This is a genomic window from Vibrio diazotrophicus, from assembly GCF_038452265.1.
Lineage (GTDB): Bacteria > Pseudomonadota > Gammaproteobacteria > Enterobacterales > Vibrionaceae > Vibrio > Vibrio diazotrophicus.
This window is the reverse complement of the sequence record NZ_CP151843.1, coordinates 526,892-550,734: the sequence shown is the minus strand read 5'-3', so window position 1 is coordinate 550,734 and position 23,843 is coordinate 526,892. Positions and strand designations below refer to the sequence as shown.

General features: G+C 41.8%; 30 protein-coding genes. 16 read left to right on the top strand and 14 right to left on the bottom strand.

What is annotated here, in order from left to right; genetic code table 11:
• The first annotated feature begins 73 nt into the window (after positions 1-73).
• The 9 genes from vxrA (at position 74) to AAGA51_RS17800 (ending at position 7,962) form a co-directional block, all read left to right on the top strand.
• On the top strand, positions 74-1,528 hold the full coding sequence (gene vxrA, locus AAGA51_RS17840; RefSeq protein WP_042487018.1) for a sensor histidine kinase VxrA: 1,455 nt from the start codon (positions 74-76) through the stop codon (positions 1,526-1,528).
• A complete protein-coding gene (gene vxrB, locus AAGA51_RS17835; RefSeq protein ID WP_042487021.1) occupies positions 1,503-2,162 on the top strand; it encodes a response regulator transcription factor VxrB in 660 nt (219 codons plus the stop codon). Before vxrA ends, vxrB begins: the two co-directional genes overlap by 26 nt.
• 3 nt (positions 2,163-2,165) lie before the next feature.
• Positions 2,166-3,044, top strand: a complete 879-nt coding sequence (locus tag AAGA51_RS17830) for a DUF2861 family protein (RefSeq protein WP_042487025.1) — start codon at positions 2,166-2,168, stop codon at positions 3,042-3,044.
• A gap of 58 nt (positions 3,045-3,102) precedes the next feature.
• Complete coding sequence (locus tag AAGA51_RS17825; protein WP_042487027.1) at positions 3,103-4,287, top strand: conjugal transfer protein TraF; 1,185 nt, start codon at positions 3,103-3,105, stop codon at positions 4,285-4,287.
• 42 nt (positions 4,288-4,329) lie between these two features.
• Positions 4,330-4,485: a YoaH family protein gene (locus tag AAGA51_RS17820; RefSeq protein WP_081878727.1), complete on the top strand. Its 156-nt coding sequence runs from the start codon at positions 4,330-4,332 to the stop codon at positions 4,483-4,485.
• Positions 4,486-5,265: 780 nt separating this feature from the next.
• Entirely contained in the window at positions 5,266-5,568 is a 303-nt protein-coding gene (locus AAGA51_RS17815; protein ID WP_042487030.1) for a single-stranded DNA-binding protein, read from the top strand.
• A 121-nt stretch (positions 5,569-5,689) separates the two neighbouring features.
• Positions 5,690-6,046 carry a phage protein gene (locus AAGA51_RS17810; protein WP_042487032.1) on the top strand — a complete coding sequence of 119 codons (357 nt, stop codon included), beginning with the start codon at positions 5,690-5,692 and terminating at the stop codon, positions 6,044-6,046.
• A 420-nt stretch (positions 6,047-6,466) separates the two neighbouring features.
• On the top strand, positions 6,467-7,477 hold the full coding sequence (locus AAGA51_RS17805; protein ID WP_342291632.1) for a hypothetical protein: 1,011 nt from the start codon (positions 6,467-6,469) through the stop codon (positions 7,475-7,477).
• A 107-nt stretch (positions 7,478-7,584) separates the two neighbouring features.
• On the top strand, positions 7,585-7,962 hold the full coding sequence (locus tag AAGA51_RS17800) for a DUF3653 domain-containing protein (RefSeq protein ID WP_342291631.1): 378 nt from the start codon (positions 7,585-7,587) through the stop codon (positions 7,960-7,962).
• A 390-nt stretch (positions 7,963-8,352) separates the two neighbouring features.
• On the opposite strand, the gene AAGA51_RS17795 is transcribed toward AAGA51_RS17800, so the two are convergent.
• The 12 genes from AAGA51_RS17795 to AAGA51_RS17740 form a co-directional block, all read right to left on the bottom strand.
• Positions 8,353-9,285 carry a hypothetical protein gene (locus AAGA51_RS17795; protein ID WP_042487037.1) on the bottom strand — a complete coding sequence of 311 codons (933 nt, stop codon included), beginning with the start codon at positions 9,283-9,285 and terminating at the stop codon, positions 8,353-8,355.
• Between the two features lie 140 nt (positions 9,286-9,425).
• Positions 9,426-10,073: a hypothetical protein gene (locus AAGA51_RS17790; protein WP_042487040.1), complete on the bottom strand. Its 648-nt coding sequence runs from the start codon at positions 10,071-10,073 to the stop codon at positions 9,426-9,428.
• A 146-nt stretch (positions 10,074-10,219) separates the two neighbouring features.
• Positions 10,220-10,927: a hypothetical protein gene (locus AAGA51_RS17785; protein WP_042487043.1), complete on the bottom strand. Its 708-nt coding sequence runs from the start codon at positions 10,925-10,927 to the stop codon at positions 10,220-10,222.
• Positions 10,928-11,134: 207 nt separating this feature from the next.
• Positions 11,135-12,322: a hypothetical protein gene (locus tag AAGA51_RS17780; RefSeq protein WP_042487047.1), complete on the bottom strand. Its 1,188-nt coding sequence runs from the start codon at positions 12,320-12,322 to the stop codon at positions 11,135-11,137.
• The gene (locus tag AAGA51_RS17775; protein WP_042487050.1) at positions 12,322-13,650 is read right to left on the bottom strand and encodes a zonular occludens toxin domain-containing protein; all 1,329 of its coding nucleotides are present in this window, start codon (positions 13,648-13,650) and stop codon (positions 12,322-12,324) included. The genes AAGA51_RS17780 and AAGA51_RS17775 overlap by 1 nt, the downstream gene beginning before the upstream one ends.
• Before the next feature lie 12 nt (positions 13,651-13,662).
• Positions 13,663-13,992 carry a DUF2523 domain-containing protein gene (locus tag AAGA51_RS17770; protein ID WP_042487053.1) on the bottom strand — a complete coding sequence of 110 codons (330 nt, stop codon included), beginning with the start codon at positions 13,990-13,992 and terminating at the stop codon, positions 13,663-13,665.
• 1 nt (position 13,993) lies between these two features.
• Positions 13,994-15,538 (bottom strand): virulence factor TspB C-terminal domain-related protein, encoded by a 1,545-nt coding sequence (locus tag AAGA51_RS17765; RefSeq protein WP_042487056.1) that lies wholly within the window; start codon positions 15,536-15,538, stop codon positions 13,994-13,996.
• A 70-nt stretch (positions 15,539-15,608) separates the two neighbouring features.
• A complete protein-coding gene (locus AAGA51_RS17760) occupies positions 15,609-15,806 on the bottom strand; it encodes a major capsid protein (protein WP_042487059.1) in 198 nt (65 codons plus the stop codon).
• A gap of 16 nt (positions 15,807-15,822) precedes the next feature.
• Positions 15,823-16,023, bottom strand: coding sequence for a hypothetical protein (locus AAGA51_RS17755; protein ID WP_042487063.1), 201 nt, complete (start codon positions 16,021-16,023; stop codon positions 15,823-15,825).
• Positions 16,023-16,376, bottom strand: a complete 354-nt coding sequence (locus AAGA51_RS17750; protein ID WP_042487067.1) for a DUF1293 family protein — start codon at positions 16,374-16,376, stop codon at positions 16,023-16,025. Before AAGA51_RS17750 ends, AAGA51_RS17755 begins: the two co-directional genes overlap by 1 nt.
• Entirely contained in the window at positions 16,373-17,515 is a 1,143-nt protein-coding gene (locus AAGA51_RS17745) for a replication initiation factor domain-containing protein (RefSeq protein ID WP_042487070.1), read from the bottom strand. Before AAGA51_RS17745 ends, AAGA51_RS17750 begins: the two co-directional genes overlap by 4 nt.
• Positions 17,499-17,717, bottom strand: coding sequence for a hypothetical protein (locus AAGA51_RS17740; RefSeq protein WP_042487073.1), 219 nt, complete (start codon positions 17,715-17,717; stop codon positions 17,499-17,501). Before AAGA51_RS17740 ends, AAGA51_RS17745 begins: the two co-directional genes overlap by 17 nt.
• Before the next feature lie 126 nt (positions 17,718-17,843).
• Between AAGA51_RS17740 and AAGA51_RS17735 the strand changes: the two genes are divergently transcribed.
• A complete protein-coding gene (locus AAGA51_RS17735; RefSeq protein WP_042487076.1) occupies positions 17,844-18,206 on the top strand; it encodes a DUF3693 domain-containing protein in 363 nt (120 codons plus the stop codon).
• Between the two features lie 233 nt (positions 18,207-18,439).
• The gene (locus AAGA51_RS17730; protein WP_042487080.1) at positions 18,440-18,688 is read left to right on the top strand and encodes a hypothetical protein; all 249 of its coding nucleotides are present in this window, start codon (positions 18,440-18,442) and stop codon (positions 18,686-18,688) included.
• 227 nt (positions 18,689-18,915) lie between these two features.
• On the opposite strand, the gene AAGA51_RS17725 is transcribed toward AAGA51_RS17730, so the two are convergent.
• A complete protein-coding gene (locus tag AAGA51_RS17725) occupies positions 18,916-19,323 on the bottom strand; it encodes a helix-turn-helix transcriptional regulator (RefSeq protein ID WP_255209392.1) in 408 nt (135 codons plus the stop codon).
• 109 nt (positions 19,324-19,432) lie between these two features.
• Between AAGA51_RS17725 and AAGA51_RS17720 the strand changes: the two genes are divergently transcribed.
• From AAGA51_RS17720 to AAGA51_RS17710, 3 genes are all read left to right on the top strand, one after another.
• On the top strand, positions 19,433-20,569 hold the full coding sequence (locus AAGA51_RS17720; RefSeq protein WP_042487083.1) for a phage/plasmid replication protein, II/X family: 1,137 nt from the start codon (positions 19,433-19,435) through the stop codon (positions 20,567-20,569).
• 92 nt (positions 20,570-20,661) lie between these two features.
• Positions 20,662-20,973 (top strand): single-stranded DNA-binding protein, encoded by a 312-nt coding sequence (locus AAGA51_RS17715; RefSeq protein WP_042487086.1) that lies wholly within the window; start codon positions 20,662-20,664, stop codon positions 20,971-20,973.
• Between the two features lie 278 nt (positions 20,974-21,251).
• On the top strand, positions 21,252-21,500 hold the full coding sequence (locus AAGA51_RS17710; RefSeq protein WP_042487080.1) for a hypothetical protein: 249 nt from the start codon (positions 21,252-21,254) through the stop codon (positions 21,498-21,500).
• A 227-nt stretch (positions 21,501-21,727) separates the two neighbouring features.
• Here AAGA51_RS17710 and AAGA51_RS17705 read toward each other — a convergent pair whose 3' ends face one another.
• Complete coding sequence (locus AAGA51_RS17705) at positions 21,728-22,135, bottom strand: helix-turn-helix transcriptional regulator (protein ID WP_255209392.1); 408 nt, start codon at positions 22,133-22,135, stop codon at positions 21,728-21,730.
• A 109-nt stretch (positions 22,136-22,244) separates the two neighbouring features.
• Here AAGA51_RS17705 and AAGA51_RS17700 point away from each other — a divergent pair, with 109 nt between their 5' ends.
• Positions 22,245-23,381, top strand: a complete 1,137-nt coding sequence (locus AAGA51_RS17700; RefSeq protein ID WP_042487083.1) for a phage/plasmid replication protein, II/X family — start codon at positions 22,245-22,247, stop codon at positions 23,379-23,381.
• 92 nt (positions 23,382-23,473) lie between these two features.
• Entirely contained in the window at positions 23,474-23,785 is a 312-nt protein-coding gene (locus tag AAGA51_RS17695; RefSeq protein ID WP_042487086.1) for a single-stranded DNA-binding protein, read from the top strand.
• The last annotated feature ends 58 nt before the right edge of the window (positions 23,786-23,843 follow it).

Here is a 23,843-nt window from a genome sequence, read left to right as displayed (position 1 = left end):
TAACATGCTAGATGTTCATTTTGAGCATAATACGTTATAGTTTTTTAAACTTATGATTTAACGAACAATCAAATTGATAAAAGCGATTAAATTAACATTTGCCCTAATTGTGACGACTTTTTCGGCTACCACATTTGCAGATTCGCTCCCAGAGCGTATTGATCTGTTTGTGTCGCTATTTGATTATGATTCCGCCGTCGATTTTTACGATATCAGAGGAATACAAACCGACTACCCAACTCGTTTACTTACTCCTGAAAGCATGCTCCCGCAAACAGCTCAATATCCAATAAAAGATATTCAAATGTTGTACAAGCTTGCATTGAATTGTGCTGGAAACCTTCCGCTTAATCCGTTGGTAACAGAACCACTCGTTTTTACCAGAGCAACATGTAAAGGCACCCAGTTGTCTTCACGCTGGTTTGCTCGAAGTGGCCTGATTCACCCAGGTGGAGGCACATATGCTGAACGTTATGTAAAAAAGTATCCTGAAAAGCTTAATGAGCTAGAGCAATATATGCATATTCAGGAACGCGCAAAAGCTGAACCTAATACTTTATTAGGGCGTTTACAAGCGATGGATGAAGAGTCTATAACAGCATTGATCTCTGGAGCGATGATGTTCGCAGAAGGAGAGGAGCTTTGGCTTAGAAAAGGAGACGAGTATTACATTTTCGATAAAGATACGTGGGATGCGAACTCAACTCAGGCGGGATTAACATACAGTATTGCTTCAATAGACAATACTTGTTTTGTTCAACGAGGAAATATTTGCTGGAATGTTGAAGATCATTCCGATCTTTTGCGTATAAGTATGATCGGACTTGTTATCGCCAACATTTTGTTGGTGATCGGCTGGTCTATTTATCGTTGGAACAGTAAGCGGCAAGAGATGAAAAGTCGCATGCTGGTACTGCAAATACTGACACATGAACTAAGAACGCCCATCGCGAGTCTATCTCTTACTGTTGAAGGCTTTAGGCGAGAGTTTGAACGCTTACCAGATTCCTTATACGATGAGTTTCGCCGGTTGTGCGAAGACTCTAGACGTTTAAGACAGTTGGCTGAAGCAAGCAAAGACTATTTGCAATCAGACAATAAACCACTTGCAACTGATTGGGTTCCATCTGTGCAAGAATGGCTGCAGTATAAAGTGGAAGAAGAGTTTAATAATGATATTGAACTCGTCATTAATGATGATATTGCTGCGAAATTAAATGTATATTGGCTAGGCACATGCATAGACAATTTAATACGTAATGCCGTGAAGTACGGTGTTGCACCAGTGACGTTAGAAGTAATCACAAAATCTGATTCAGTGACGATTAAAGTTACTGATCAAGGGACACTAACAAACAAGGATTGGCGTCACCTACGTAAGCCATTTGTAAGTAAGAGTGGCTTAGGACTTGGCTTAACTATAGTAGAATCGATGGTCGATAGAATGGGCGGTAGAATGACCCTAATTGGCCCACCAACTACTTTTATATTGGAGATACCCTGTGAAACAGACGTTGCTTCTTGTTGAAGATGACAAAAACCTAGCTGATGGTCTTTTAGTAAGCTTAGAGCAAGCAGGATATGACTGTTTACATGCAGAAACAATCGCAGATGTTAAGCAGCATTGGGAAAAGGCTGATTTAGTGATTCTAGATCGCCAGCTTCCAGATGGTGATTCTGTTCAACATTTACCGGATTGGAAAAAGTTAAAAGATGTACCTGTCATCTTATTAACCGCGTTAGTAACAGTAAAAGATAAAGTAGCAGGCCTAGATGCAGGCGCTAACGATTATCTGACAAAACCTTTTGCTGAAGCAGAATTGTTCGCACGCGTTCGCGCTCAGTTACGTTCTCCGGAATCAGATGGTCAAGACGACACTAAAGTTGTGTTGCCAGAATTAACAATAGACAAAGCGACTCGTGATGTATTTTACAAAGGCGAATCGGTGACACTTACACGTACTGAATTTGATTTGCTGCTTTTCTTAGCGAGCAACTTGGGTCGAGTATTTACGCGTGATGAACTGTTGGATCATGTTTGGGGTTACAACCATTTCCCAACAACACGAACGGTTGATACGCACGTTCTTCAACTACGCCAGAAATTGCCAGGTCTTGAGATCGAAACATTACGAGGCGTAGGATATAAGATGAAAGCGTAATCAATGCGAAAAATAGCATTCATCGTTGGCACGCTATGTTGCGTGCCATTAACCGCAAATAGTGTAGAGTGGTTTGAAAGCAATTCACCACTGACGCAAGCTCATCAGCGTCTTCTAAATAATGATCTCGAAAATATGTTCGTTTCACTTGTAGAAGTGTGGCAGCTGGAACATAACAAAAATATCAAAAATCACCTTAATGATTTGCTGCTCCAAGCCTTAACCGTGGATTGCGGCAAAGGATTAGATGCAAACCCTTTACCTAGCTGGATCTCATCAATCAATATTCGTCGGCTCGATATAAGAAGCCCTGGCAGAGATGCCTATCAGGTACTGGTTGATGCAAAGAGTCAAAAAGAACTCAATTCCATTGAACTCACACAATGGGTGGATAAACCTTTATCTGGTGATACAACGTTTACCAAAATTAACCGTGACAACGTCACTCAAGGTTCTACGTCATTTATTAAACGTTATAACTTAAACAATAAACCAGATATGGGTTTATATCGTTTAGATATTTCTACGTCAGACAACGAGTCATGGAGCACTTGGGTTATTTTTACCGAAAGTAGAGCAAAACAGACGGTTCGCTGGGCTTCAAAAGATCAATGGACAGTAGATAAGAATGCATTACTTAATCGTTTTTGCCCTTTACCCAAGCTAGATATTAATGTCTATGACTACATTGATGGAAAATATAAAGAAGTGTGGTCAAAAGAATACGAGTCCGATTATCCAACAAATCTGGAAGCAACAGATCTTTCGCCTGATAGATACATTTTAGCGGTATCGATGACGCATCTTCGTTGGCAAGGACCGATTTCTATTGAGCAATCTCAGGTTATCAGTAAGACATATGATATTTCCGTAGAGGAATAACTAAAGTTAGTTCACAATATGCCGTTATAAACGAAAAGGAACTAACGCTTATATCGTCATGAATAATAAAATTAAATTTCTCACACTTTCTATTATGCTAAGCGCTCCTACGGCGTTTGCGGCTAACTATGCAATTGAAGCTCGCGGTGACGCAATGGGTGGAGTTGGTGTCGTATCTGGGAGCTTTCTTACCGGCCCGTTTTATAATCCCGCTTTAGTTGCAATATATCGCCGCAATGACGATGTAGGTATGATCCTTCCAAGTATTGGTTTTTCTTATGATGACCAAGATGGAATGATTGATGATTTGGATACCATTTCAGATATTCTCGATAAAGCAAATAATGGTGATTACAGCAATGTAGATCAGCTAGGAACAACTTTAGATCATATCAACGGCAGCATTCTTAACGCTGAGTTGGGTGGTGTTGTTGCATTCGCTATTCCAAACCAATTCATAGCTGCCAACGTTTACGGCAAAGCTTATTCAGAAACCTTCTCAAATCCGAAAATAGCGAGCGCGAGTTCTTGTGCTCCGTCACTTACAACTGAACAGTGCACAGTTGACCGAGCACAACGCAGTACTGTAAATGCAGTATCAGTAGCAGTTACAGAAGTAGGGATATCATTAGCCAAATACCAAACCTTTCTTGGCCAACATATAGCGTTTGGCGTGACTCCAAAGTTACAACGTATCTACACATATGTTTATGAAGCAAGCATGTCAAACTACGATTTGGCTGATGTTGCAGACAACGGCAATGGTGAAACTATGTTTAACCTTGATGCCGGTGCACTTTGGTTCTATGGGCCATTTCGAGTGGGCTTAGCTGCAAGTGACATGGTTAGTCGTGATGTACAAACACTGACAATACCATCGGCAGTGTCAGGTAATCCTTCACTTAGCTACCAATACGAAATGCGACCTCAATATACAGTGGGTGCAGGTATCGTTGCTGATTACTTTACGCTAAGTGTGGATTACGATCTCAATGAAAAAGAACGCTACGTTGATTTTAATGACAACACGCAGATGATTCGAGTTGGTGGTGAAATAGATATCCTACGACAACTAAAGCTTAGAGCAGGTTATTACAAGAATCTCGCTTATGATGATAGCGAAGGAACGATAACTGCGGGTGTTGGTATTTCACCATTGAACTTGTTCCAGCTAGATTTGGCAGCAAGCTACACCAATGAAAATGCTATGGGCGCATACATTAACTTCCTTGCGAGTTACTAATCAACTCACTATAGTAGGGCTCCTATATTAGGAGCCTTTTTTATGTTTGATGATTTCCCACCTTTAACACATGCAGAACAGCAAGAAGCAGTCGAAAAGATACAAAGTTTAATGTCTGAAGGCATGAGCACTGCACAGGCAATAAAAATAGTTGCTGATGAGATTCGAAAAGCTAAGCAACAAGAGCAACAAAACTGAGACTGATAGGGCACGTAAGTGCCTTTTTTATTACCTCCAATTTCACTTCTCACACTCATCTAAACACTTGTAGCAATTACCCCTTAGGTATTGCTGCACTCTCTGCTAGCCATTAAAACCACCGCTGTAATTGTGTAAATCACAAAACCCCCATACCAAAACACAACAAAACCGTTAGATAAAACTATAAATCTTTCACTTTCAATAAGATGCAGCAGAGTTTTTCCCTGGTAAGTTTAGTGCCTTTTCTCGTTTTGTAATAAAATTACAGATCACTTACGAGCGAGGTAATGGGCTAGTGTATTATTCTGTTTGGTTACGGTGTGATTGCTTACTTATCTCCAGAGCCTTATATACAGTTGCAAATTCGATATGGATTTAATTTATGAAGGATTATGAGTTGGTGCACTTAGTGAGCAGATAAAAGGCTACCTAGCTTGAGGTGAAATCAAGTGTTTGGAGTAATTCACTGGGCAAACGGTTGATACATTTAGCTAGTGACATTGTCACTTACCGCTTGTACAGTACGTTAAAATGCGTTGATTCAGAACTAACATTACTTAGCCTAAATAACATAGCCGTCTTTTGCTTAATAAAGTCGTTGAATTTGGCTTCTCGATGAAGCTAATTGATATAGAAAAAGAATGTTCAAGCAGTAGACCTAACCATTAAGTTCTTCTCTAAAATCAAAGACACCTATGCAAAAGCTATTTTGTGGATACAACTATAGATATACAATATGTGTGGGAGATGGATTCGTAACTCATATAGACAAATCTTTTGAAGAGATCTTCCCAGAACGTTCGAGTAGAAACTCGTAGTATCCCAAGTAAAGATGACAAACTAGGTCGAACTATCTACGAACAAATCGCGTACGCACATCTGGGCGGTAAGTTCCCAATGGAAATGAAGCTGACGCTTGAGAAAGACCAAGAGCCGTACGCAGCTGGCACATACACGCCGCACAGTTCAAGTTATGTGGTAAATAACTTTGGTGGCTTAGAGCTAAAACGCTTTGGTATGATAATCGAGCCATTAGAAGATAAGCCAATCGACATTGGTTTAAAGAAAACAATGGCATAGAACGCTCTAAAACAATCCATCAATGAGTGCGCATTATGTCCAGTTACGGTAAATTATCCTTATTTAACAAAAACTTATAGAATGATGTTTTTATACACTTTCTCAATGGGAGTGTCTAGAAATGCATAAAAATAGACTTTTTCGAGAATTTGAATGTGGGTTAAGCGTCGAAGAAACCGCTGAATTGTGTTTTAAAAGTGCGAGGACTGTCACTGATTGGGATAGAGGGCATATGATCCCGCCAGAATGCAAAAGGCTCATGCGTTTAGCAAAATGTCGTCAATTGAGTCATCTCGAGTGTTGGCAACAGTTCAAAGTGGTTCACGATAGACTAGAAATTCCTACTGGCCAGTTGGTAACACCACAACAAATTATTCTAGGCATCGCTTTAGTATCTATTCAGTCTGAGATTGAACTAAAAACTACTTCGAAATTACTAAAATTCGCTAGAGCATTGTCCAGAATTTATCATTTTTAAGTTGGTGTTAAGCTGATTTAGGCATTCAGCATGCTAAGTTAAATTTATAATACTTTATGTTTATTAATTTAATATATGTGAACTAAAACACAAATATCAACGACAAATTTTTAACTATCCGTATTTGTGACCATAAAAATTCTGTAATATATATTCAATGAGAATTGTCATGGAGTTTAAAGGAATTTTATGGATAGTGAACTTATAAAGAATATTAAAGATTTTTGTCATGTTGAAAGTCTAGATATTGCCAATGACTTATTAAGCTATAGTTATAATAGAACTAATGAAAGCTGTTTTAGATTTCAAAACTTTACGGTATCAGATAGATAATATATTTTTAGCAATAAAGAAGTTCACTGGGTTGATACAATTGAGTTAAATGTTGCATATTCATCAAAATCTATTAGTTTAATCGCTTTGGATCATGAAAATAATGAAGTTCAAATACATGCAACACAGAGAATCAGAGAAAATAATAGTGAATCGATTACTTTTGACGTATCAATGGAAGTAAAAACCATATATATAACTATTGGTCCTAGTCCAGGAGGCATATCTCTTAATTCAATAGATATAACTGGTAAAAATATGAAAGATATTGTTCAGATGATGAAGAGTATTGATAGGTTATGGGCGGCTTTCGACATTGAAAATATAAATGAAAAAGACTTAATTGATTCTGAACTGAGCGATAAGAAGGAAGAAATAAATAAACTAAATGAAACTATAAATGTATTAAATTTAAGTATTTCTGAACTTGAAGAAACTAACGAAATTTCAAAAAAACAATTAGAATCAACGAGAGTATACTTAAGTGATGATAGAAAAGAATTAGAAAGAACGAAAGCTGAGGTTAATAAAAATAAAGAATTAGAAAGATCCTTTGAGAAAGGCATTGAAGTCCTGAGTACGAAATTGACAAAATTTGAGACTGATATAGATGACAAAAGCGCAAAACTTGAATCTGTTAAACGTGAACTAGAAGAGTTTCAAAAAAAATCAGAGTTTTATAGTGAGGATTTCTCTGCTTACAAGGAAGAGCTGAAAAAGCAAAATACTATATATGTCATTTTCTTAGCCGTATTTTCTATTTGTCTTATTTGGGTTATTAATAACATTTATAGTTCTGCAATAAGTCTAGTGGATAACTATCAGTTTAATTTTGATTTGTGGTCGTTACTAGTTAGTCGATTACCGATAATTTCAATTAATATAGTAATACTAGGAATTATTTCAACTTTATTGTATCAATCTATAAATTTAATTACAGCCAATTTTGACAAGGTTGCATCTTTAAAGCAAATCCCATATTTGGTGAAAGAATGCATTGACTCGCAGTCAATAGACTTATCAATAAGCCAAGAAAATTTATTAAAAGCTCGTATAGAAAAGAAGATGGAACTCATAAGAGAGCATATAAACAAGTAACTTATTGTAGTTAAGTTTGAAATCAGTCGCATAATTCAGGACTTTTATGCGACTGATTATTATGTCCGGTTAGTATGCGCGTAAATTTTATTTATTAGTCAATTAATATGCGCATTAAATATAATGAAAATCGAATTTTTCGGGAATTTTTATGTGGCCTCAGCGTTGAACAGGCGGCAGACTTATGCTGTAAAAGCATAAGTACAGTGAAGGCTTGGGATAGGGGGCGTGAGATACCAGAATGTTGCCGTCGACTAATGCGGTTACAAACGGGGAGGGAAATTAGTCACAAGAAGAACTGGGAAGATTTCAAAATATCCCATCACCACATCGTTACACCTACAGGTGAAACTATCACTCCACAACAAATACTTCTAGCTCAAGCGCTCATGTATGGGCAAAGCCAAGAAACTTTTCAAACGAGTTCAAAACTATTAAGACTCGCTAGGGCTGTAGCGAAGATATTAGTTTTAGAGAGACGCTAAACGTCCCCAAAACAGAGAACGCCGATAGTTCGGTGGAATTTACCCCCGTAATACAGATTCGGGGGTTTTGCCTTTCCTTCAAGCGCATCACGCTTGTGCGTGCGCTCGTTCCGAGCACACACTCAATCGTAATTGCGCTTTATTAGTCAGACGGAAAGCCGCTATGCGTTAGCTGCAAAGCTATGAGCAAGTTTTGACGCTGTAGATTATTAGGTCGTTAGGCTTGGCAGGAAGGGGGGATATGTTGCCACAAAAGGCTAGGGAAGCTCCGCGCCATTTAACGACACGAGACACTCAGCATTTGTGTGGGCTTGGTGCCTCGGTCGCGTACACGCTCCCTTATCCCTTCGGGGTGGGGAAATGCACTAAAGTTGCTTAGTTTAGCCTGAGTTATTCATTGGCGAGTATATATAAGTCATCTAGCTGTTTATGCAAACAGAAGCCAGTTGCCATTGCGCATAGAACCAATTGGCTAAGCTCTTCAGTGAATCTCCAATTCTTGTAAATAGTAAAGTTCTCTATGTCCGCATCATCAATGATATGATTGATAATCTTAATAAGCTGAGCATATTTACGTTCAAGGATTGAATTACAATGTAGAGGAAAAGCAGATGGTGACAATTTTGACTTTTCACGTTCTAACTTCTCTTTTGCATGTTCAAAAATAGGCTTAATTCTCAAGTATTCCTGTTCATACTTATCGAACCAATCACCTTTAGTCCAAGCTTTGTTCCAAACAGCTATCCATTCTTCATTGGTTACACGTTTATTTAGTTGATAGCATACCCATCGAAATGCCGGTGCATCACCAATCTGCTCACTTAACTTGGGCTTACCGAATACACCTTCAAAATCTAAGTATTCTCCATCGGCTTTTTTGAGTAACTTTTGATACTCAGCATCACTATACCTGCTCATACCAAATCGAATAATTGAGAAAATTGCATCACTTGTTGATCTTACCCAGCGCTCATTATTTAGGGCATAGTTTGATAACATTTCACTACCATTGGACAGCACATGGCGTAATGGTCTTGGGTTATTGCCTCCGAGACTAGATTTGTCGTAGCTATTTTCTATGTTTCGCCCCCATTGAGACCACATTTCATAGCCAATCTCTTGGAAGGATTCTGACGCGTCATATAATTCTTTCACCACTTCAACATACACTGTAGTTGCAGATGCATGATGATTCGCTAGAGCATTCAGCTCAGTAATCGATTGAGCTTGCTTACTAATACGTAACGAGATAAAAGCAGCTATTGCTGCCCCTATAGATGCAACTGCAGAAAGAAATGCAGGTATTGTCTCAAGAATATTCATTGGTCTTACGCCTTTTACTTTTACATACGACTTGGCGACAAAACTGATATGGTAATACCCAACTAGCCGCAATCCCAAACCGAACCAAAAAATGGCTCGTGTTTTTATCCCTTTAATTAGCCAAGCTTTGCGAGTCCATCTTAAAGCGTTTGTATGGGCTGTCTTACGTTTGTCAAAGCTTCTACTTTTTGATTTATAAATATATAAACGTTTGACGAAAACATACCGACTACAATAGCAACCAAAGCCATGCTATAAAATTCGGCTGAAGTGTTTGCAGTTGCTGCGGAGACACTAACACCTTGCTTCTCTATATGCGGTGCGATTATAGAAACTAGGATTTCACTTTTTATTCCAACCCACGAAAACATCGCCATCAAACCTGAAGAAAGTACCAACGTTGAGTTTTTTAGTATCGGCATTCCCGAAACCATTATTCTCGCAATAGCACCAATTGAGCCAATAATCAGCGGAATCATTAGAAGAAAGAATGCATTAACAGCTTGAGCTACAAATCGAGTAGTTTCCTTATCAATTAAGTATATGTCTGGATTTCGAAAAGATAAGAAAACTAAAATTGTAAGGCAAAACATGAAAATACAGCCTATTACTGTAGCTTTAACTCGGTCATTTTTTAGTTCAGCTTGTCTTATGAAATACCGACGCTGTTGTTCTTCAATCTCACGATTTTTGTCATCTTCCAACTCAGAAATTTGTAACTTGAGCTGTTTGATTAATTCATCTTTATCTTGTTGCGGGATATCCACAACATTATCATTTTTTTCCAATTTTCCTCCAAAAGTCCTACGCTTCATTAAGGTGTGAGCAACGCTACCACGAAACTTAACCAAACTACCGTAAACACAAAACCCAACGATGGAATGATAAATGTCAAGCGTTAGGAATCACTCTTAAATGCTTGTATGTGAAATTTTTATAAGCTTGTAACTTTGACGTTCCTCTTGCTATTTTTCGTTTCACGCCAGACCTCTACTCTAAACTGATCTACAGCAGGAGCTGGATTTCTAGGTTGTTGAGGCTTCCGTGGTTGCTTTGGAGGCAGATGAGGAATGGCTAACTCTTCGCCATTCACGTCAACGAGCTTCAATTCCATTTGCTGTGGAAATACTTGTGTTTTCTCCAAAGATTCCTTGAGGTCATTATAAAACTCTGGAGCCTCCTTTAGCTCTGCACCGAAGATAGCTTCCGTTTCTTGCATTGCCATTTCGACAGTTAATTCACCGCGCTGAACTTTGACAAAAAGATTTTCTAGACGGGCAAGAGATTCCCCTCGCTTTCGCAACTTGGGCTGAACTCGACTTAGATCAAATGGCGAACTAGCTCTTTCGCCTAGATAATCTCCTACAGCCTTAACTTGATTATTTATTGTTTGTAGACCGGAGATGAATGAACCATATTGGGCAATGCCAAAATACAAAACACTCGCGGTAGCAAGTATTTTACCTTTGGCTTTTATTGAACCTTCTTCAACTTCTAGAACAAGAGAGTAGTCACTTAGTTCCAAGTTTTGGTCAACATATGCTTCCCATTCGTCAAAAAGCTGTGTCGAATATTTTTCAAAGTCCTCGCGAGGTAAACTTGGCACTCCGATATAGAAATCAATTGTACCTATATTTGCCATTTTTATCCCTTCCGCCAAACTACGATTGCCCTAACAGTTCTTATACGGAACCAATCCGGTAGACCGCTTTCTTATAATTACTAATTCAGTGATAGATTATCAGTATAACGTATTGTTTGTTTAGAGGTTATTTTTAATAATGTGACTAGATTATGCAAAGTATCTAAATAAGCGAATTACAGTTGATCAAGGGCAGGAATCTTTGTTCTATGTTTGTTCAACGTATAGCACTACATCAAGCGTTCTGTTATTGGTTTTCTCAGTCTCAGAACGAAACAGCACACCTAGATAGGGAATATCACCAAGCACCGGCACTTTCATGGTCACGGTTTGCGAATCTCTCGCCATCATGCCGCCAAGTGCGATGGTTTGACCGGATTTTACCGAGAGTACCGTGTCGATTTGACGCTTACTAGTGACAATGTCACTGGCTTCCACAGATTTATCAACACGACTCAGCTCTTGTTTTACCCTGAGTTTAATATCGCCATTCAAACCAATCATAGGCTGAACCCACAGCGATAATCCTACGTCTTTGCGTTCAATCGTCTGAAACGGTTTGCTGCTTCCGTCTGTCTCCGTGGTGTACGAACCGGTAATGATAGGCAGCTCCTGACCAACGCTAATCAATCCACTGTGACCGTGCAGGATACTGATTTCAGGGCGGCTCAATATCTCGGTTTTGTCGTTGGACTCAACCCAACGCACAAACGCATTAAAATCATCATTGGTCGCGGTGAAGTTGGGAGAGCCGGTCAAGAACGCAATTGCAGAGCCATCAAACGCCGTCTTAATGGCACCGGCACCAGCGGCGAGGTTTACGGTTAAGTCGCGTAAATCACCGTCAACGGTTTCGACAATCACAGCGCGTATCTTCACTTGTTTGAGTGGTTTGTCGACCGTATCGATAAACTCCGCAATATCACTGTGCATCGATTTGGGCGCGGTAATCATCAGCGCAGAGCCAGCAATGATACTGTCAACGTTGGTCACATCAGGCACATCGAGCACGGACGATTGCACAACCAGAGACTTTCTCAGCGGCTCCAGTAGGTCGTCGGCGGTGAGGTAGAGCAGCTTATACGTGCGCGTGACGATTTCATTGCCGCCAGTGAGCTTGTTGCGCTTGTCTACGCGAATGACTGAACCCGATTCAATGTAAGTGAGGTTATGAGCGCGCATGACGCTGAACCACACATCACGGAAATTCGCCGCGCCCGAGGCTTGATAAAGCTTCAAATCACCGTTAACAGATGGGTCAACGATGATGGTCTTATCAAACACCTTACTAGAGATGATAAAAAACTCGTTAAGCGTCTTACCGGCGAGGTTGGCTTCAAAGGCAAACGCTCGGGAAGCGAAGCACAGTAAGGCGAGGGCAAGAATACGTTTCATTAGTAGAGTCCACCTTTGTTGAGTGTGACATTGTCACTATTAGTGCGATTTTGGGCTGTTTTTCGGCGTTGATGGTTCTCGCTGGATGCCTCAAACGGGTCAAAGTAGCCATAGCGAGCAATGTTAAAACAGGCGCTCTCTTGAATGGCATAGGCTGAACCTTGCTGGGTGAAGCAGCTGCATTGCTTTCTCACAATCACACAAGTGAGTTCAGGATATTGATTCGCATCGAGCGTGAGTGAGTCATACACCGGCGCGGAGAACGGCAGGGAATCTAAGCGCGGAAGGAATTCTTCTATATATACTGTGTTTATATCCAGCATTTTTAAATCTTGCGTATTTTCGGCACTTTCAGGAGCTGGCGCTTCACTGTGAACGGTCTCGACCGTGGGCGGTGTGACCTGTTTTTGAAACCACGAATAGAGGTAGAACGCCGCTGCGCTGATACCCAACACGCCAACGGTTAAGCCGATAATGCCTTTCTTTAACTGCGGGTCGAGCCTGACTTTTTGCGTGTGCTTAATCGAGCTGAGATATACGCCATAGTATTTGTTATCGCGTTTCACTTTCTCTTTCTCGGCTTTGGCTAGTTCGGTTTTATTGGCAGGGTCAAAGCCTTCAATGTGAAAGTATCGATGCAGCCAGTCACCGCCGATGAATTCGTAATGGACGTAATACTGCATACGCCGACGAATGATTTGGTCAACGTCTTTAAAGTCTTGAGAGATGTAGACCAAATCAATGCCTTTGTGCCGGTGCGTGGTCACGAACTTCACATCCGGCGACACGGTTTTACCAGCAGTGCGATTGCCCCAAATGTTCTGCACTTCATCAACCAGTATCACCGAACCGGCAGGAAGCGTGTGGATCTCCGTTGGATCATCAAACGATGTCCAAGACAGGTTCAGGTGTTCAATGTCTTGGTAGGTGATGGACTCTTCATCGAGTTCAAGCACGGCTAAGGCTTCTTTAAACGAGGCGAGGCGCTTAGGGGATGCCAGTTTCTTGAACCAGTAAAGCCACTGCTTAAACGGTTCGTGCTTCTTGTAATGAAAACCCAGATAGGGCAAATCTTCTAGGGTTGCCAGACGTTGCTCTGTCTCGATGCGTAACAGTTTCGCTTCTAACTCTTTGTTGTGACTGTTTGCTGGGAAATACACGCCATAGAGCCAGCCCTGAAAGCTGTTACACACGTTGTAGTCGAGCAGCATCACCCGAATACCATGATAGAACACAGGACGGTCGGCGAAGTTGTCGTTCTCGATGATAAACTTGATGGCGTTAAGACTTTTCCCCGTACCCATACCGCCACTGAAACCGTGCAACATAACGCTGACTCCTTACGCTGGGTCGACCGGTTTACGCCACGAAGGACGATAGCCGGTAGCAGACATGAGCCCGTTTAACGTGAACGAGAACACCACACAGGTGAGCACCACGTTGATATAGGTATCCACGCCAGCCATCGCCATGAGCGCGGCAAGTTTCGGTGTCACGCCGTTCATGTTCGACTGTATGTAATCGGCTATCGAATCCATAGCCACCGACACTCCAGTGTAAGCGACCAAGGAGAACCCGACCGAGAGCGCGACATAGGTCGCCAGACCTTTGGCAATGCTGGGAATGAGAGGAACCAGCACCGTGGCTAAAAATCCAATGAAATACTGCATATTAAACGGCTCCTTGTGTGCGACCGATGATGAACAAACCCGTTAACCACGCAAAGGCGATCAATAGGGGGCGTAATAACTCTGCATAGCGACAAGCGGGATCAAACTTAAACTCAATAGTTTTACTGTCACCAAAGGCGCGAAACGAAATGCGTTCAGGCGCAGGACAAGCACCACTACCAAAGGACACACCGCCATTGAGGTACTTCTGATTCATGCGTGAGTAATCGATGCTGTCTTTCTGAACCAGCAGCGCTTCATTGTTGAGTAACTTAATGTCCTTGAAGGCGTCTTCTAACTGCGCGAACTCGGCAACGGTGCAGGTATCCTCATACTGAACTTTGAGCAGGGCGCATTGAATGACATCACCGCGACATTCAAATATCGATTTGTCACAATCGGCGTTGGCCATCGGAGGGTCGGTTTTCTCTTGCTCCTCTTCTTTGGGCTTTTCTTCTTTGCCAGTGTCATTGGGAATCAGCGCACTGTTATCGCCTTGGATAAGATGCTCCAGCATTTCACGCATTACCCCAAGTTGATGCTGGGAAAACTCATTGCCACGCGAAAGCTGTTCAAGCAGCTGACCGCCGAGGCTTTTTAAGTTGCTGTTGACGTTCTCCAGATGCTGATTAGAGAGTGACACTTCCCCAACTATCGCATTGTCACCGGCTGACAGTTCCGTATTCTCAGGCTTTTCAGTCGGTGTGGGATTTGGCTCAGGCATTGCTTCTGGCGGCTGTTGTTTCTCACACAGCTGCGGATTCAAGTCGCAGAAGTTCGGGTTATTCGTGGGGACGTTTGCGCCTGTGCCAGTTGAGCCATTACCGGCACCATTGTTTGAACCATCAAGGGGCGGCAAATCAGGGATAGGTTCATTGGTCTTTTCGGTTTTCGGTGGCAGGGCGCACGTCTCTTTGCTCGGGTCACAATAGGCAACATCTTTGGGTGCTTTTTCACACGTTAAGCCAACGATGCAGTCGCTGGGCACATAGTTGCAGCTTGAAACGATGTTGGGATGTTGTCCGGTCACATCCTGGCAAGACCATTGATAATCGGTTGTCCATAACTGCGTGTTAGGGTTGCCAATCTGACAAGCGTATTGTGCCTGCTCAAACTCTTTTTGGAACTTAGGATCGTCACAGGTGGGCGGCGGAGGTTCACACCGTACCGCAGGGTATTTCGGATACTCACCTTGAGCACAATTTTCAGCATTACTCGCATTGGACAATACCCAACGCTCATAATCTATCGATGCCAGCAACAGAGAGCCGCCGTAGCGCTCCTCAATGTTGCGTATTTCACCAACACGGATGTAGTTCTCATCGGGATTATTTGCCATACGTTTAGCGGCTTCTTCATCAGTACGCTGTACACACACGGACTTGTCTTCATAAGGTTTGAAGCTGCAATCGAGAGGCTTAATGCTGGCAAGTACCCATCTAGCCGGTTGATTGGCATAAGTATTCACGCTGGTTAAGAGTGCAATACAAATAAACCCAATAAGAACACCGTAATTACATACATTTCTAACGTCATAACGTGCCATCCTTAAACCCTCAAGTTCGATCAAAAAAGGGCTGAATACACAGCCCTTGAGTCAGCAAGCAAAGGCGACTTTAACCGCCGATTTTGCCCCATGCTTTTTTCGCAATGGTGAGCAACAGATAAGCGCCGCCCAGCGTGCCAATGACCACGCCAAACTCGCCAATACTGGCAACTGCGCTTGTCACATCAGGAGCCGCAGCAGACGCCGCGCCAGAAGCCATAACAAGAGCCGAAGCCAAGACAACACGTTTTACATTCATCGTTTTCATAGGATTATTTCCTTTTTTAGTGGTGGTTAATCTTCTTCCAACACCAACAAATGGCGAGAAACAACACGGTTTCAGGCATCACTTGTTTGAGTTGGTCGAGGGTCATATAAGGCGGCGCAAGCTCGGTTTTCACCTCTGCCAGCGTCACCAATTGGTAGCCGGTCGAACAGTCTTTATTGTCACAAGTAATGAGATAAGTGCCTGAATTAAGCCTCATTACTTGGTCATGCCCGAGGCTTTGAAATGCGTTTTGATTTCATCATCAACCGGCACCAACTCGGTCACGATAGCGCCCGACAACGGGTCGTTTGGGTTGATTTCCATTTTCAATTCGTACTCACGGCGAGGCACTAACGCGCCGGTTTTCTCCAGCTTGAGCGCGTACTGGTAATCAAGCTGAATAGGGTGGTCAAACTGCGGATTCACATCGCCCGATTCGCCTAATGTGCGGCGTTTGAACTTCTCCACGTTAATTTCACGCAGTGGACGCGAGATATTGAGCTGCGCACCATCACCACGGAAACTGTTCCAAATGATGTCCACGCCTAACACAAATACACCTTTACTCATGATTTACACTCCAATGGGTCGACTGACCGGTTTGTAATGGACTGGATTAATGCCGTATAGGTATCGGGGAAGCTGAACTTGCGCCCGTCCCGTTGCAGTAATCCAATGACCTTGGGAATATCGCCGTCGAACTCTTCAATCAGCGAATTAAGAATTTTTCCGTACTGGCGGCGCATCCAATACGCTGCGGTTAACACATCACAAGCGACACGCTTTTCAGGACGAGGCTTGGTATTAAAGGCTGGAGCGCTACTTATAGACGCACTAAAGGCATTTAAAGCTGCGAACGCGCCATCAGGATTTAATAGGGCATCGATGTCCCATTTTTTCAGCTCACACTCGGTGCGATACCAGACCATGCCGTTCTGCGCGAGATTCTGCTCCAGCGCTTTGTTGTAGATGCGCCAGTAAATGCGCGAGGTTCGAGAGCCGACCGAGACCATTTCTTGGCTGTAATGCTTCGCGCCATGCTCACCAAAGCGGTATTTGTGGTTCTCGTTGACCGTTGGAGAAATGCCACGTGAAGCGGTTCTAAACGCATCCTCATAAGCGGCTTTTAACGCATAGTCACAATCAAACAAGCCGTGATAATCGTCATACGCTAAGTCGAGACGCGCCAATTGTTGAACGCCTAACACATTAGATAACCAGCCGTGCAACTCCCACGCTTGCAACTTGGCAAACACGTGCTTGCAGCCCGTACCATTGATTTGAAAATGCACCGTGTCTTGGTTGCCACCAATCCCCACAAATCCGCAAAAATCTTCACCGTCTGCGGTCGTGAGTTTCATCGACTCGGTGTAGAACTGAAAACCAAACCCACGCGGCGCGTTCATGGTTAAACCAAGTACATGAGTAACGAACAATTTCAAACAACGGTCTAAATACTCTTGATACTGAATGCGGAAGAAATTGCGGTAAGCCTCGATGTCGTCAGCACTGTGCGCACGAAAATCGGTATTGAACACCGGCTCTTGTGGGAAAAAGCGCGCTATGGGATTTATCATCAAAGTGTTACGGCGTGACTTTTTCTTCACGTCAGGGTCATGCTGATGTGTGTCCATGTAAGTAGCACGTGCACAGTGGCGCAAGTCTTTTACTTTCATGGTGAAACAGAGGTAATCAATACTGACAGCCATCGAAAACCCCTAAGTTCATGCGCTGTTGCGCGGTGGTGTTGGTAATGTCGACCAACTCGTAATACGGGATTTCGGCGTCAGCCCAAGCACACAGATGATTCATACTGCGAAAAACGTCCCATTCGGTCGAACCGTACACAAGTACGGATACCGAATAATCGGGCAGTAAGTCATAGTAAATCTTGGTGGTGAGCTTGAGCATTTATCGAATCCCAGCCTATAATCGAATTGCTGTATTTCGCTAGAGATTAGATTACCGATAGTGGTAATTGCAATACGCTCAAAGTGCTGATTATTAGCCAAAAATGGTAAAAAATGAGGATTGTCCATGTATCAAAACTTGCTGATTGAAGCCTATAAAACGGCGCAAAACTACCAACAAGACAAGCAAATTGCGCAGGATTTAGAGGTTCCAGCGACTAGAATCTGTGAATTTCGCAAAGGAAAGCGCTATATGTCTGATGAACAAGCAATTTTTCTGGCTGAAAAAACAAAAATAGCACCAGAACTGGCACTCATTGGTTGTCACGTTGACCGCAGCAAAAGTGTGATCTCAAAAGAGGTCTGGGAGCGTATGGCAAAAAAGTTCAGTAAGTACGGATTACAAAGGTTTTCAATGAGTTACGGAGCAATTGTTATGGGATATGGTATGATTCAACAATCCATTAATCAGTGCGCATTATGGTTATGATTTATGTTGAGTGGTTTGTCGTCAGTACCATTGCGTAAGCACTGGCGACCTTGAAGCAGCAAAGAGTGGGCGAAAGACTTGCTCATTCTCGCAGCCTAAGCTGCGTAGATGCTAGGAGAGAGAATCTCTTTGCCATGAAAGCCCGTAATATAAATTGCATAATGCGTACTTAAGCACTCTGTTCTAAAAAAAACTGCTATATTGGGTTAAGGACATAACTTAAGGATAAATTGATGACTTATCAGGATAATTGTTTTTTAAAAGCAATAGAGAATCTTTATAGTAAGCGTGTGCAACTTGGAGCCTTTCCCCCAACTATTTTTGATAAAAAGGATGATCAATCTTGGGAAGAATTTTTAAGCGAACTAGAAATTGCCAAACCTCGCTTGGAGCAATTCTGTGAAGGGAAATCTACTCTAACTATTCAAAAAAATGAGAAGGAAGGCACTATATTTATATGTGCTGATACTAATCTTTTATGAAGCTCGATTTTCTCTGCTATACGCTCGCGTGTAGAGAGAAAATGAGTAGCCAAGCGCTCTCATAATTCGACTTTACGTAGACGTCAATCGCGCGGCAGTTTTCACTGCCGTTTTTTGTGCCTGTAAACCTGAGCGCAGGATGACGACGACGACGACTGAGGAGGAGGAAGAAGGCGCGAAGCGGTTCGGGTTCCTGTTATACCCGAACTAACTCCGGACTTCCGGAATCACGCGCCCTTAAATTTAGCTTCTATTGAACCAACTTCACCATAGCTTGAGTAGTACTCTTCTTCAGTTAACCCATTAATTTTACTGAAAAACTCCACATGATCAGGGAGCATTTTCCATGAGTACATGGTAATTACTTCGCTTGGAACTTTAGCCATAGCTGTGTTTAAAATGAACTCTTCCAAATTCATTCTCTTATTGCGAATGCCAGAGCAAATTTCATTAGGTGTAATCTTTAGAACGTTACTTAACTGAACAACTTGAGTAGCTTTTGGTTCAGTCGTTCCATTTTCCCATTTCAAGTATGTTTGCTTGGTAATTCCTATCGCTTCTGCAACTTCTTCCTGACTTAGATTAAGTTCATTTCTAGCCGTTTTAAGTACATCTTTAATCATCATATTAACCATAAAAGTAAACCTTAATTTAATTATACATACACATTTCTACACTCTTATGTTAGGGTAAATAAAAGTATTCATCCAGATATATATTTATATACTTGACAGGTTTTTGAGAGTGCTAAATTTCTTCATCGACTGGTTAACAGTCCAACAATTTTATCCTGAGGGTGGTTTGCCACTCGTGGGTAAAAGTGTCATGGAAGAAATCGATTCAGAAACAGGTGAACGGCTTTCATCGTTCGTAAAAACTAAAGGGCTCGAAGGTTCATTTAGTACCACATTGAAGGTTCGTTGTGATGGCTTCACCGTTAGAATCGAAGGTAACCCGTCACGATGGCAACGTATGGATAATCTCTTTGGTCTTCGGTCACTGGATGAATGTATTGATATATACAATCACATCTTAGCTAAATTTAATCTTCCACCTTTTACTGCGAATACAAAGGTTTACTTCGGTCAAACTCCAGAAGATAAAAAGCCACGTCTTATTGGGGATGGTGCTGAAATTACACGTATAGACTGGACTCGAAACCATAAAGTAGGCAAGGGCAGAGAAGTTACGTTTATACGGGCAATGTCATCAACAACCCTCGGTCGTAGTAGAATGCCAACGCCTTATCCTGATTTTACCAGTTGCTACTGGGGAAAACGTTCTTGGAAACTATCGAAAATCTACTCTAAAGCACACGAACTAAAGAATCACTTACGAAAAGATAAACGCAAAAAAGACGGCGTATCAGAAGAACAGCTTAACTACGTAGAAAAACTCATCTCATACTGCGAGCAGCATGGTGTCGTTCGAGAAGAACACCAATTAAGCCAGAAGCATTTAAAACGATATAACTTACAGTTTTACGGAAAAACCACGCTAGAAGACTTCATCGAACATATAAAAGATCTTGAGAAAACTATGAATACACTGACCGCAACTCATGACACGCATAAATCGATATCAGATCAACTACTTGAACAAGGAATCGTAAACAGCAGACTGGCAGCCAATACGACTCAAAGCGTTGCGTTGATGTGGCAACTTGGACAAAAAATCGAGAAAAACAGCCAATATTATGTGCATCGACCACGACTAAAAAGCATCGGTATCGATATAGCTTTACCGTTTGATGCGACACGTATCTGTCCAACACTCAGACGTTCAGAAGTCATAGAAGTTGAAGCGTTGGGCATACCAGACTGGTATCAATTACCGGTTGTAGAGAAATCTAACGTTTTACCATTTAAAGCAATCGCATAGAGAAATATCAGCATAAGTTCTGAAATGTGTGCATTGTGTGTCGCAGACGCGCGGGCACGCATGCAGAACGATGACGACACGAGGAATAACACATGCTTAAAATCGAAATCTTCCCAGAAAACGTTCGCGTTGAAACTCGAAACATACCAAGCAAAGAAGATCGCCCAGGGCGAATCATCTACGAACAAATCGCTTACGCGCATCTAGGTGGTAAGTTCCCAGTCGAAATGAAACTGACGCTTGAGAAAGACCAAGAGCCATACGCAGCAGGAAGTTACACGCCACACAGTTCAAGTTACGCCGTGAATAACTTTGGCGGCTTAGAGCTAAAGCGCTTTGGAATGATACTGGAAGCCTTAGAAGACAAGCCGTTAGACATTGGATTAAGGAAAACATCCGCATAGGACATTTTAAAATAGCTCATACCTAAGTGCGCATTATGGTTATGATTTATGTTGAGTGGTTTGTCGTCAGTACCATTGCGTAAGCACTGGCGACCTTGAAGCAGCAAAGAGTGGGCGAAAGACTTGCTCATTCTCGCAGCCTAAGCTGCGTAGATGCTAGGAGAGAGAATCTCTTTGCCATGAAAGCCCGTAATATAAATTGCATAATGCGTACTTAAGCACTCTGTTCTAAAAAAAACTGCTATATTGGGTTAAGGACATAACTTAAGGATAAATTGATGACTTATCAGGATAATTGTTTTTTAAAAGCAATAGAGAATCTTTATAGTAAGCGTGTGCAACTTGGAGCCTTTCCCCCAACTATTTTTGATAAAAAGGATGATCAATCTTGGGAAGAATTTTTAAGCGAACTAGAAATTGCCAAACCTCGCTTGGAGCAATTCTGTGAAGGGAAATCTACTCTAACTATTCAAAAAAATGAGAAGGAAGGCACTATATTTATATGTGCTGATACTAATCTTTTATGAAGCTCGATTTTCTCTGCTATACGCTCGCGTGTAGAGAGAAAATGAGTAGCCAAGCGCTCTCATAATTCGACTTTACGTAGACGTCAATCGCGCGGCAGTTTTCACTGCCGTTTTTTGTGCCTGTAAACCTGAGCGCAGGATGACGACGACGACGACTGAGGAGGAGGAAGAAGGCGCGAAGCGGTTCGGGTTCCTGTTATACCCGAACTAACTCCGGACTTCCGGAATCACGCGCCCTTAAATTTAGCTTCTATTGAACCAACTTCACCATAGCTTGAGTAGTACTCTTCTTCAGTTAACCCATTAATTTTACTGAAAAACTCCACATGATCAGGGAGCATTTTCCATGAGTACATGGTAATTACTTCGCTTGGAACTTTAGCCATAGCTGTGTTTAAAATGAACTCTTCCAAATTCATTCTCTTATTGCGAATGCCAGAGCAAATTTCATTAGGTGTAATCTTTAGAACGTTACTTAACTGAACAACTTGAGTAGCTTTTGGTTCAGTCGTTCCATTTTCCCATTTCAAGTATGTTTGCTTGGTAATTCCTATCGCTTCTGCAACTTCTTCCTGACTTAGATTAAGTTCATTTCTAGCCGTTTTAAGTACATCTTTAATCATCATATTAACCATAAAAGTAAACCTTAATTTAATTATACATACACATTTCTACACTCTTATGTTAGGGTAAATAAAAGTATTCATCCAGATATATATTTATATACTTGACAGGTTTTTGAGAGTGCTAAATTTCTTCATCGACTGGTTAACAGTCCAACAATTTTATCCTGAGGGTGGTTTGCCACTCGTGGGTAAAAGTGTCATGGAAGAAATCGATTCAGAAACAGGTGAACGGCTTTCATCGTTCGTAAAAACTAAAGGGCTCGAAGGTTCATTTAGTACCACATTGAAGGTTCGTTGTGATGGCTTCACCGTTAGAATCGAAGGTAACCCGTCACGATGGCAACGTATGGATAATCTCTTTGGTCTTCGGTCACTGGATGAATGTATTGATATATACAATCACATCTTAGCTAAATTTAATCTTCCACCTTTTACTGCGAATACAAAGGTTTACTTCGGTCAAACTCCAGAAGATAAAAAGCCACGTCTTATTGGGGATGGTGCTGAAATTACACGTATAGACTGGACTCGAAACCATAAAGTAGGCAAGGGCAGAGAAGTTACGTTTATACGGGCAATGTCATCAACAACCCTCGGTCGTAGTAGAATGCCAACGCCTTATCCTGATTTTACCAGTTGCTACTGGGGAAAACGTTCTTGGAAACTATCGAAAATCTACTCTAAAGCACACGAACTAAAGAATCACTTACGAAAAGATAAACGCAAAAAAGACGGCGTATCAGAAGAACAGCTTAACTACGTAGAAAAACTCATCTCATACTGCGAGCAGCATGGTGTCGTTCGAGAAGAACACCAATTAAGCCAGAAGCATTTAAAACGATATAACTTACAGTTTTACGGAAAAACCACGCTAGAAGACTTCATCGAACATATAAAAGATCTTGAGAAAACTATGAATACACTGACCGCAACTCATGACACGCATAAATCGATATCAGATCAACTACTTGAACAAGGAATCGTAAACAGCAGACTGGCAGCCAATACGACTCAAAGCGTTGCGTTGATGTGGCAACTTGGACAAAAAATCGAGAAAAACAGCCAATATTATGTGCATCGACCACGACTAAAAAGCATCGGTATCGATATAGCTTTACCGTTTGATGCGACACGTATCTGTCCAACACTCAGACGTTCAGAAGTCATAGAAGTTGAAGCGTTGGGCATACCAGACTGGTATCAATTACCGGTTGTAGAGAAATCTAACGTTTTACCATTTAAAGCAATCGCATAGAGAAATATCAGCATAAGTTCTGAAATGTGTGCATTGTGTGTCGCAGACGCGCGGGCACGCATGCAGAACGATGACGACACGAGGAATAACACATGCTTAAAATCGAAATCTTCCCAGAAAACGTTCGCGTTGAAACTCGAAACATACCAAGCAAAGAAGATCGCCCAGGGCGAATCATCTACGAACAAATCGCTTACGCGCATCTAGGTGGTAAGTTCCCAGTCGAAATGAAACTGACGCTTGAGAAAGACCAAGAGCCATACGCAGCAGGAAGTTACACGCCACACAGTTCAAGTTACGCCGTGAATAACTTTGGCGGCTTAGAGCTAAAGCGCTTTGGAATGATACTGGAAGCCTTAGAAGACAAGCCGTTAGACATTGGATTAAGGAAAACATCCGCATAGGACATTTTAAAATAGCTCATACCTAAGTGCGCATTATGTATGTTATGTTAAATGTGGT

Coding starts and splice junctions, on each gene's coding strand:
- AAGA51_RS17760 (WP_042487059.1), bottom strand. CDS start 15,806: ATGAAAACGATGAATGTAAAACGTGTTGTCTTGGCTTCGGCTCTTGTT.
- AAGA51_RS17730 (WP_042487080.1), top strand. CDS start 18,440: ATGACTTATCAGGATAATTGTTTTTTAAAAGCAATAGAGAATCTTTAT.
- AAGA51_RS17710 (WP_042487080.1), top strand. CDS start 21,252: ATGACTTATCAGGATAATTGTTTTTTAAAAGCAATAGAGAATCTTTAT.
- AAGA51_RS17725 (WP_255209392.1), bottom strand. CDS start 19,323: ATGGTTAATATGATGATTAAAGATGTACTTAAAACGGCTAGAAATGAA.
- AAGA51_RS17795 (WP_042487037.1), bottom strand. CDS start 9,285: ATGAATATTCTTGAGACAATACCTGCATTTCTTTCTGCAGTTGCATCT.
- AAGA51_RS17775 (WP_042487050.1), bottom strand. CDS start 13,650: ATGTTGCACGGTTTCAGTGGCGGTATGGGTACGGGGAAAAGTCTTAAC.
- AAGA51_RS17765 (WP_042487056.1), bottom strand. CDS start 15,538: ATGGCACGTTATGACGTTAGAAATGTATGTAATTACGGTGTTCTTATT.
- AAGA51_RS17735 (WP_042487076.1), top strand. CDS start 17,844: ATGTATCAAAACTTGCTGATTGAAGCCTATAAAACGGCGCAAAACTAC.
- AAGA51_RS17780 (WP_042487047.1), bottom strand. CDS start 12,322: ATGAAACGTATTCTTGCCCTCGCCTTACTGTGCTTCGCTTCCCGAGCG.
- AAGA51_RS17800 (WP_342291631.1), top strand. CDS start 7,585: ATGCGCATTAAATATAATGAAAATCGAATTTTTCGGGAATTTTTATGT.
- AAGA51_RS17785 (WP_042487043.1), bottom strand. CDS start 10,927: ATGGCAAATATAGGTACAATTGATTTCTATATCGGAGTGCCAAGTTTA.
- AAGA51_RS17715 (WP_042487086.1), top strand. CDS start 20,662: ATGCTTAAAATCGAAATCTTCCCAGAAAACGTTCGCGTTGAAACTCGA.
- AAGA51_RS17745 (WP_042487070.1), bottom strand. CDS start 17,515: ATGGCTGTCAGTATTGATTACCTCTGTTTCACCATGAAAGTAAAAGAC.
- AAGA51_RS17820 (WP_081878727.1), top strand. CDS start 4,330: ATGTTTGATGATTTCCCACCTTTAACACATGCAGAACAGCAAGAAGCA.
- AAGA51_RS17705 (WP_255209392.1), bottom strand. CDS start 22,135: ATGGTTAATATGATGATTAAAGATGTACTTAAAACGGCTAGAAATGAA.
- AAGA51_RS17825 (WP_042487027.1), top strand. CDS start 3,103: ATGAATAATAAAATTAAATTTCTCACACTTTCTATTATGCTAAGCGCT.
- AAGA51_RS17770 (WP_042487053.1), bottom strand. CDS start 13,992: ATGCAGTATTTCATTGGATTTTTAGCCACGGTGCTGGTTCCTCTCATT.
- AAGA51_RS17740 (WP_042487073.1), bottom strand. CDS start 17,717: ATGCTCAAGCTCACCACCAAGATTTACTATGACTTACTGCCCGATTAT.
- AAGA51_RS17750 (WP_042487067.1), bottom strand. CDS start 16,376: ATGAGTAAAGGTGTATTTGTGTTAGGCGTGGACATCATTTGGAACAGT.
- AAGA51_RS17695 (WP_042487086.1), top strand. CDS start 23,474: ATGCTTAAAATCGAAATCTTCCCAGAAAACGTTCGCGTTGAAACTCGA.
- AAGA51_RS17755 (WP_042487063.1), bottom strand. CDS start 16,023: ATGAGGCTTAATTCAGGCACTTATCTCATTACTTGTGACAATAAAGAC.
- AAGA51_RS17830 (WP_042487025.1), top strand. CDS start 2,166: ATGCGAAAAATAGCATTCATCGTTGGCACGCTATGTTGCGTGCCATTA.
- AAGA51_RS17810 (WP_042487032.1), top strand. CDS start 5,690: ATGCATAAAAATAGACTTTTTCGAGAATTTGAATGTGGGTTAAGCGTC.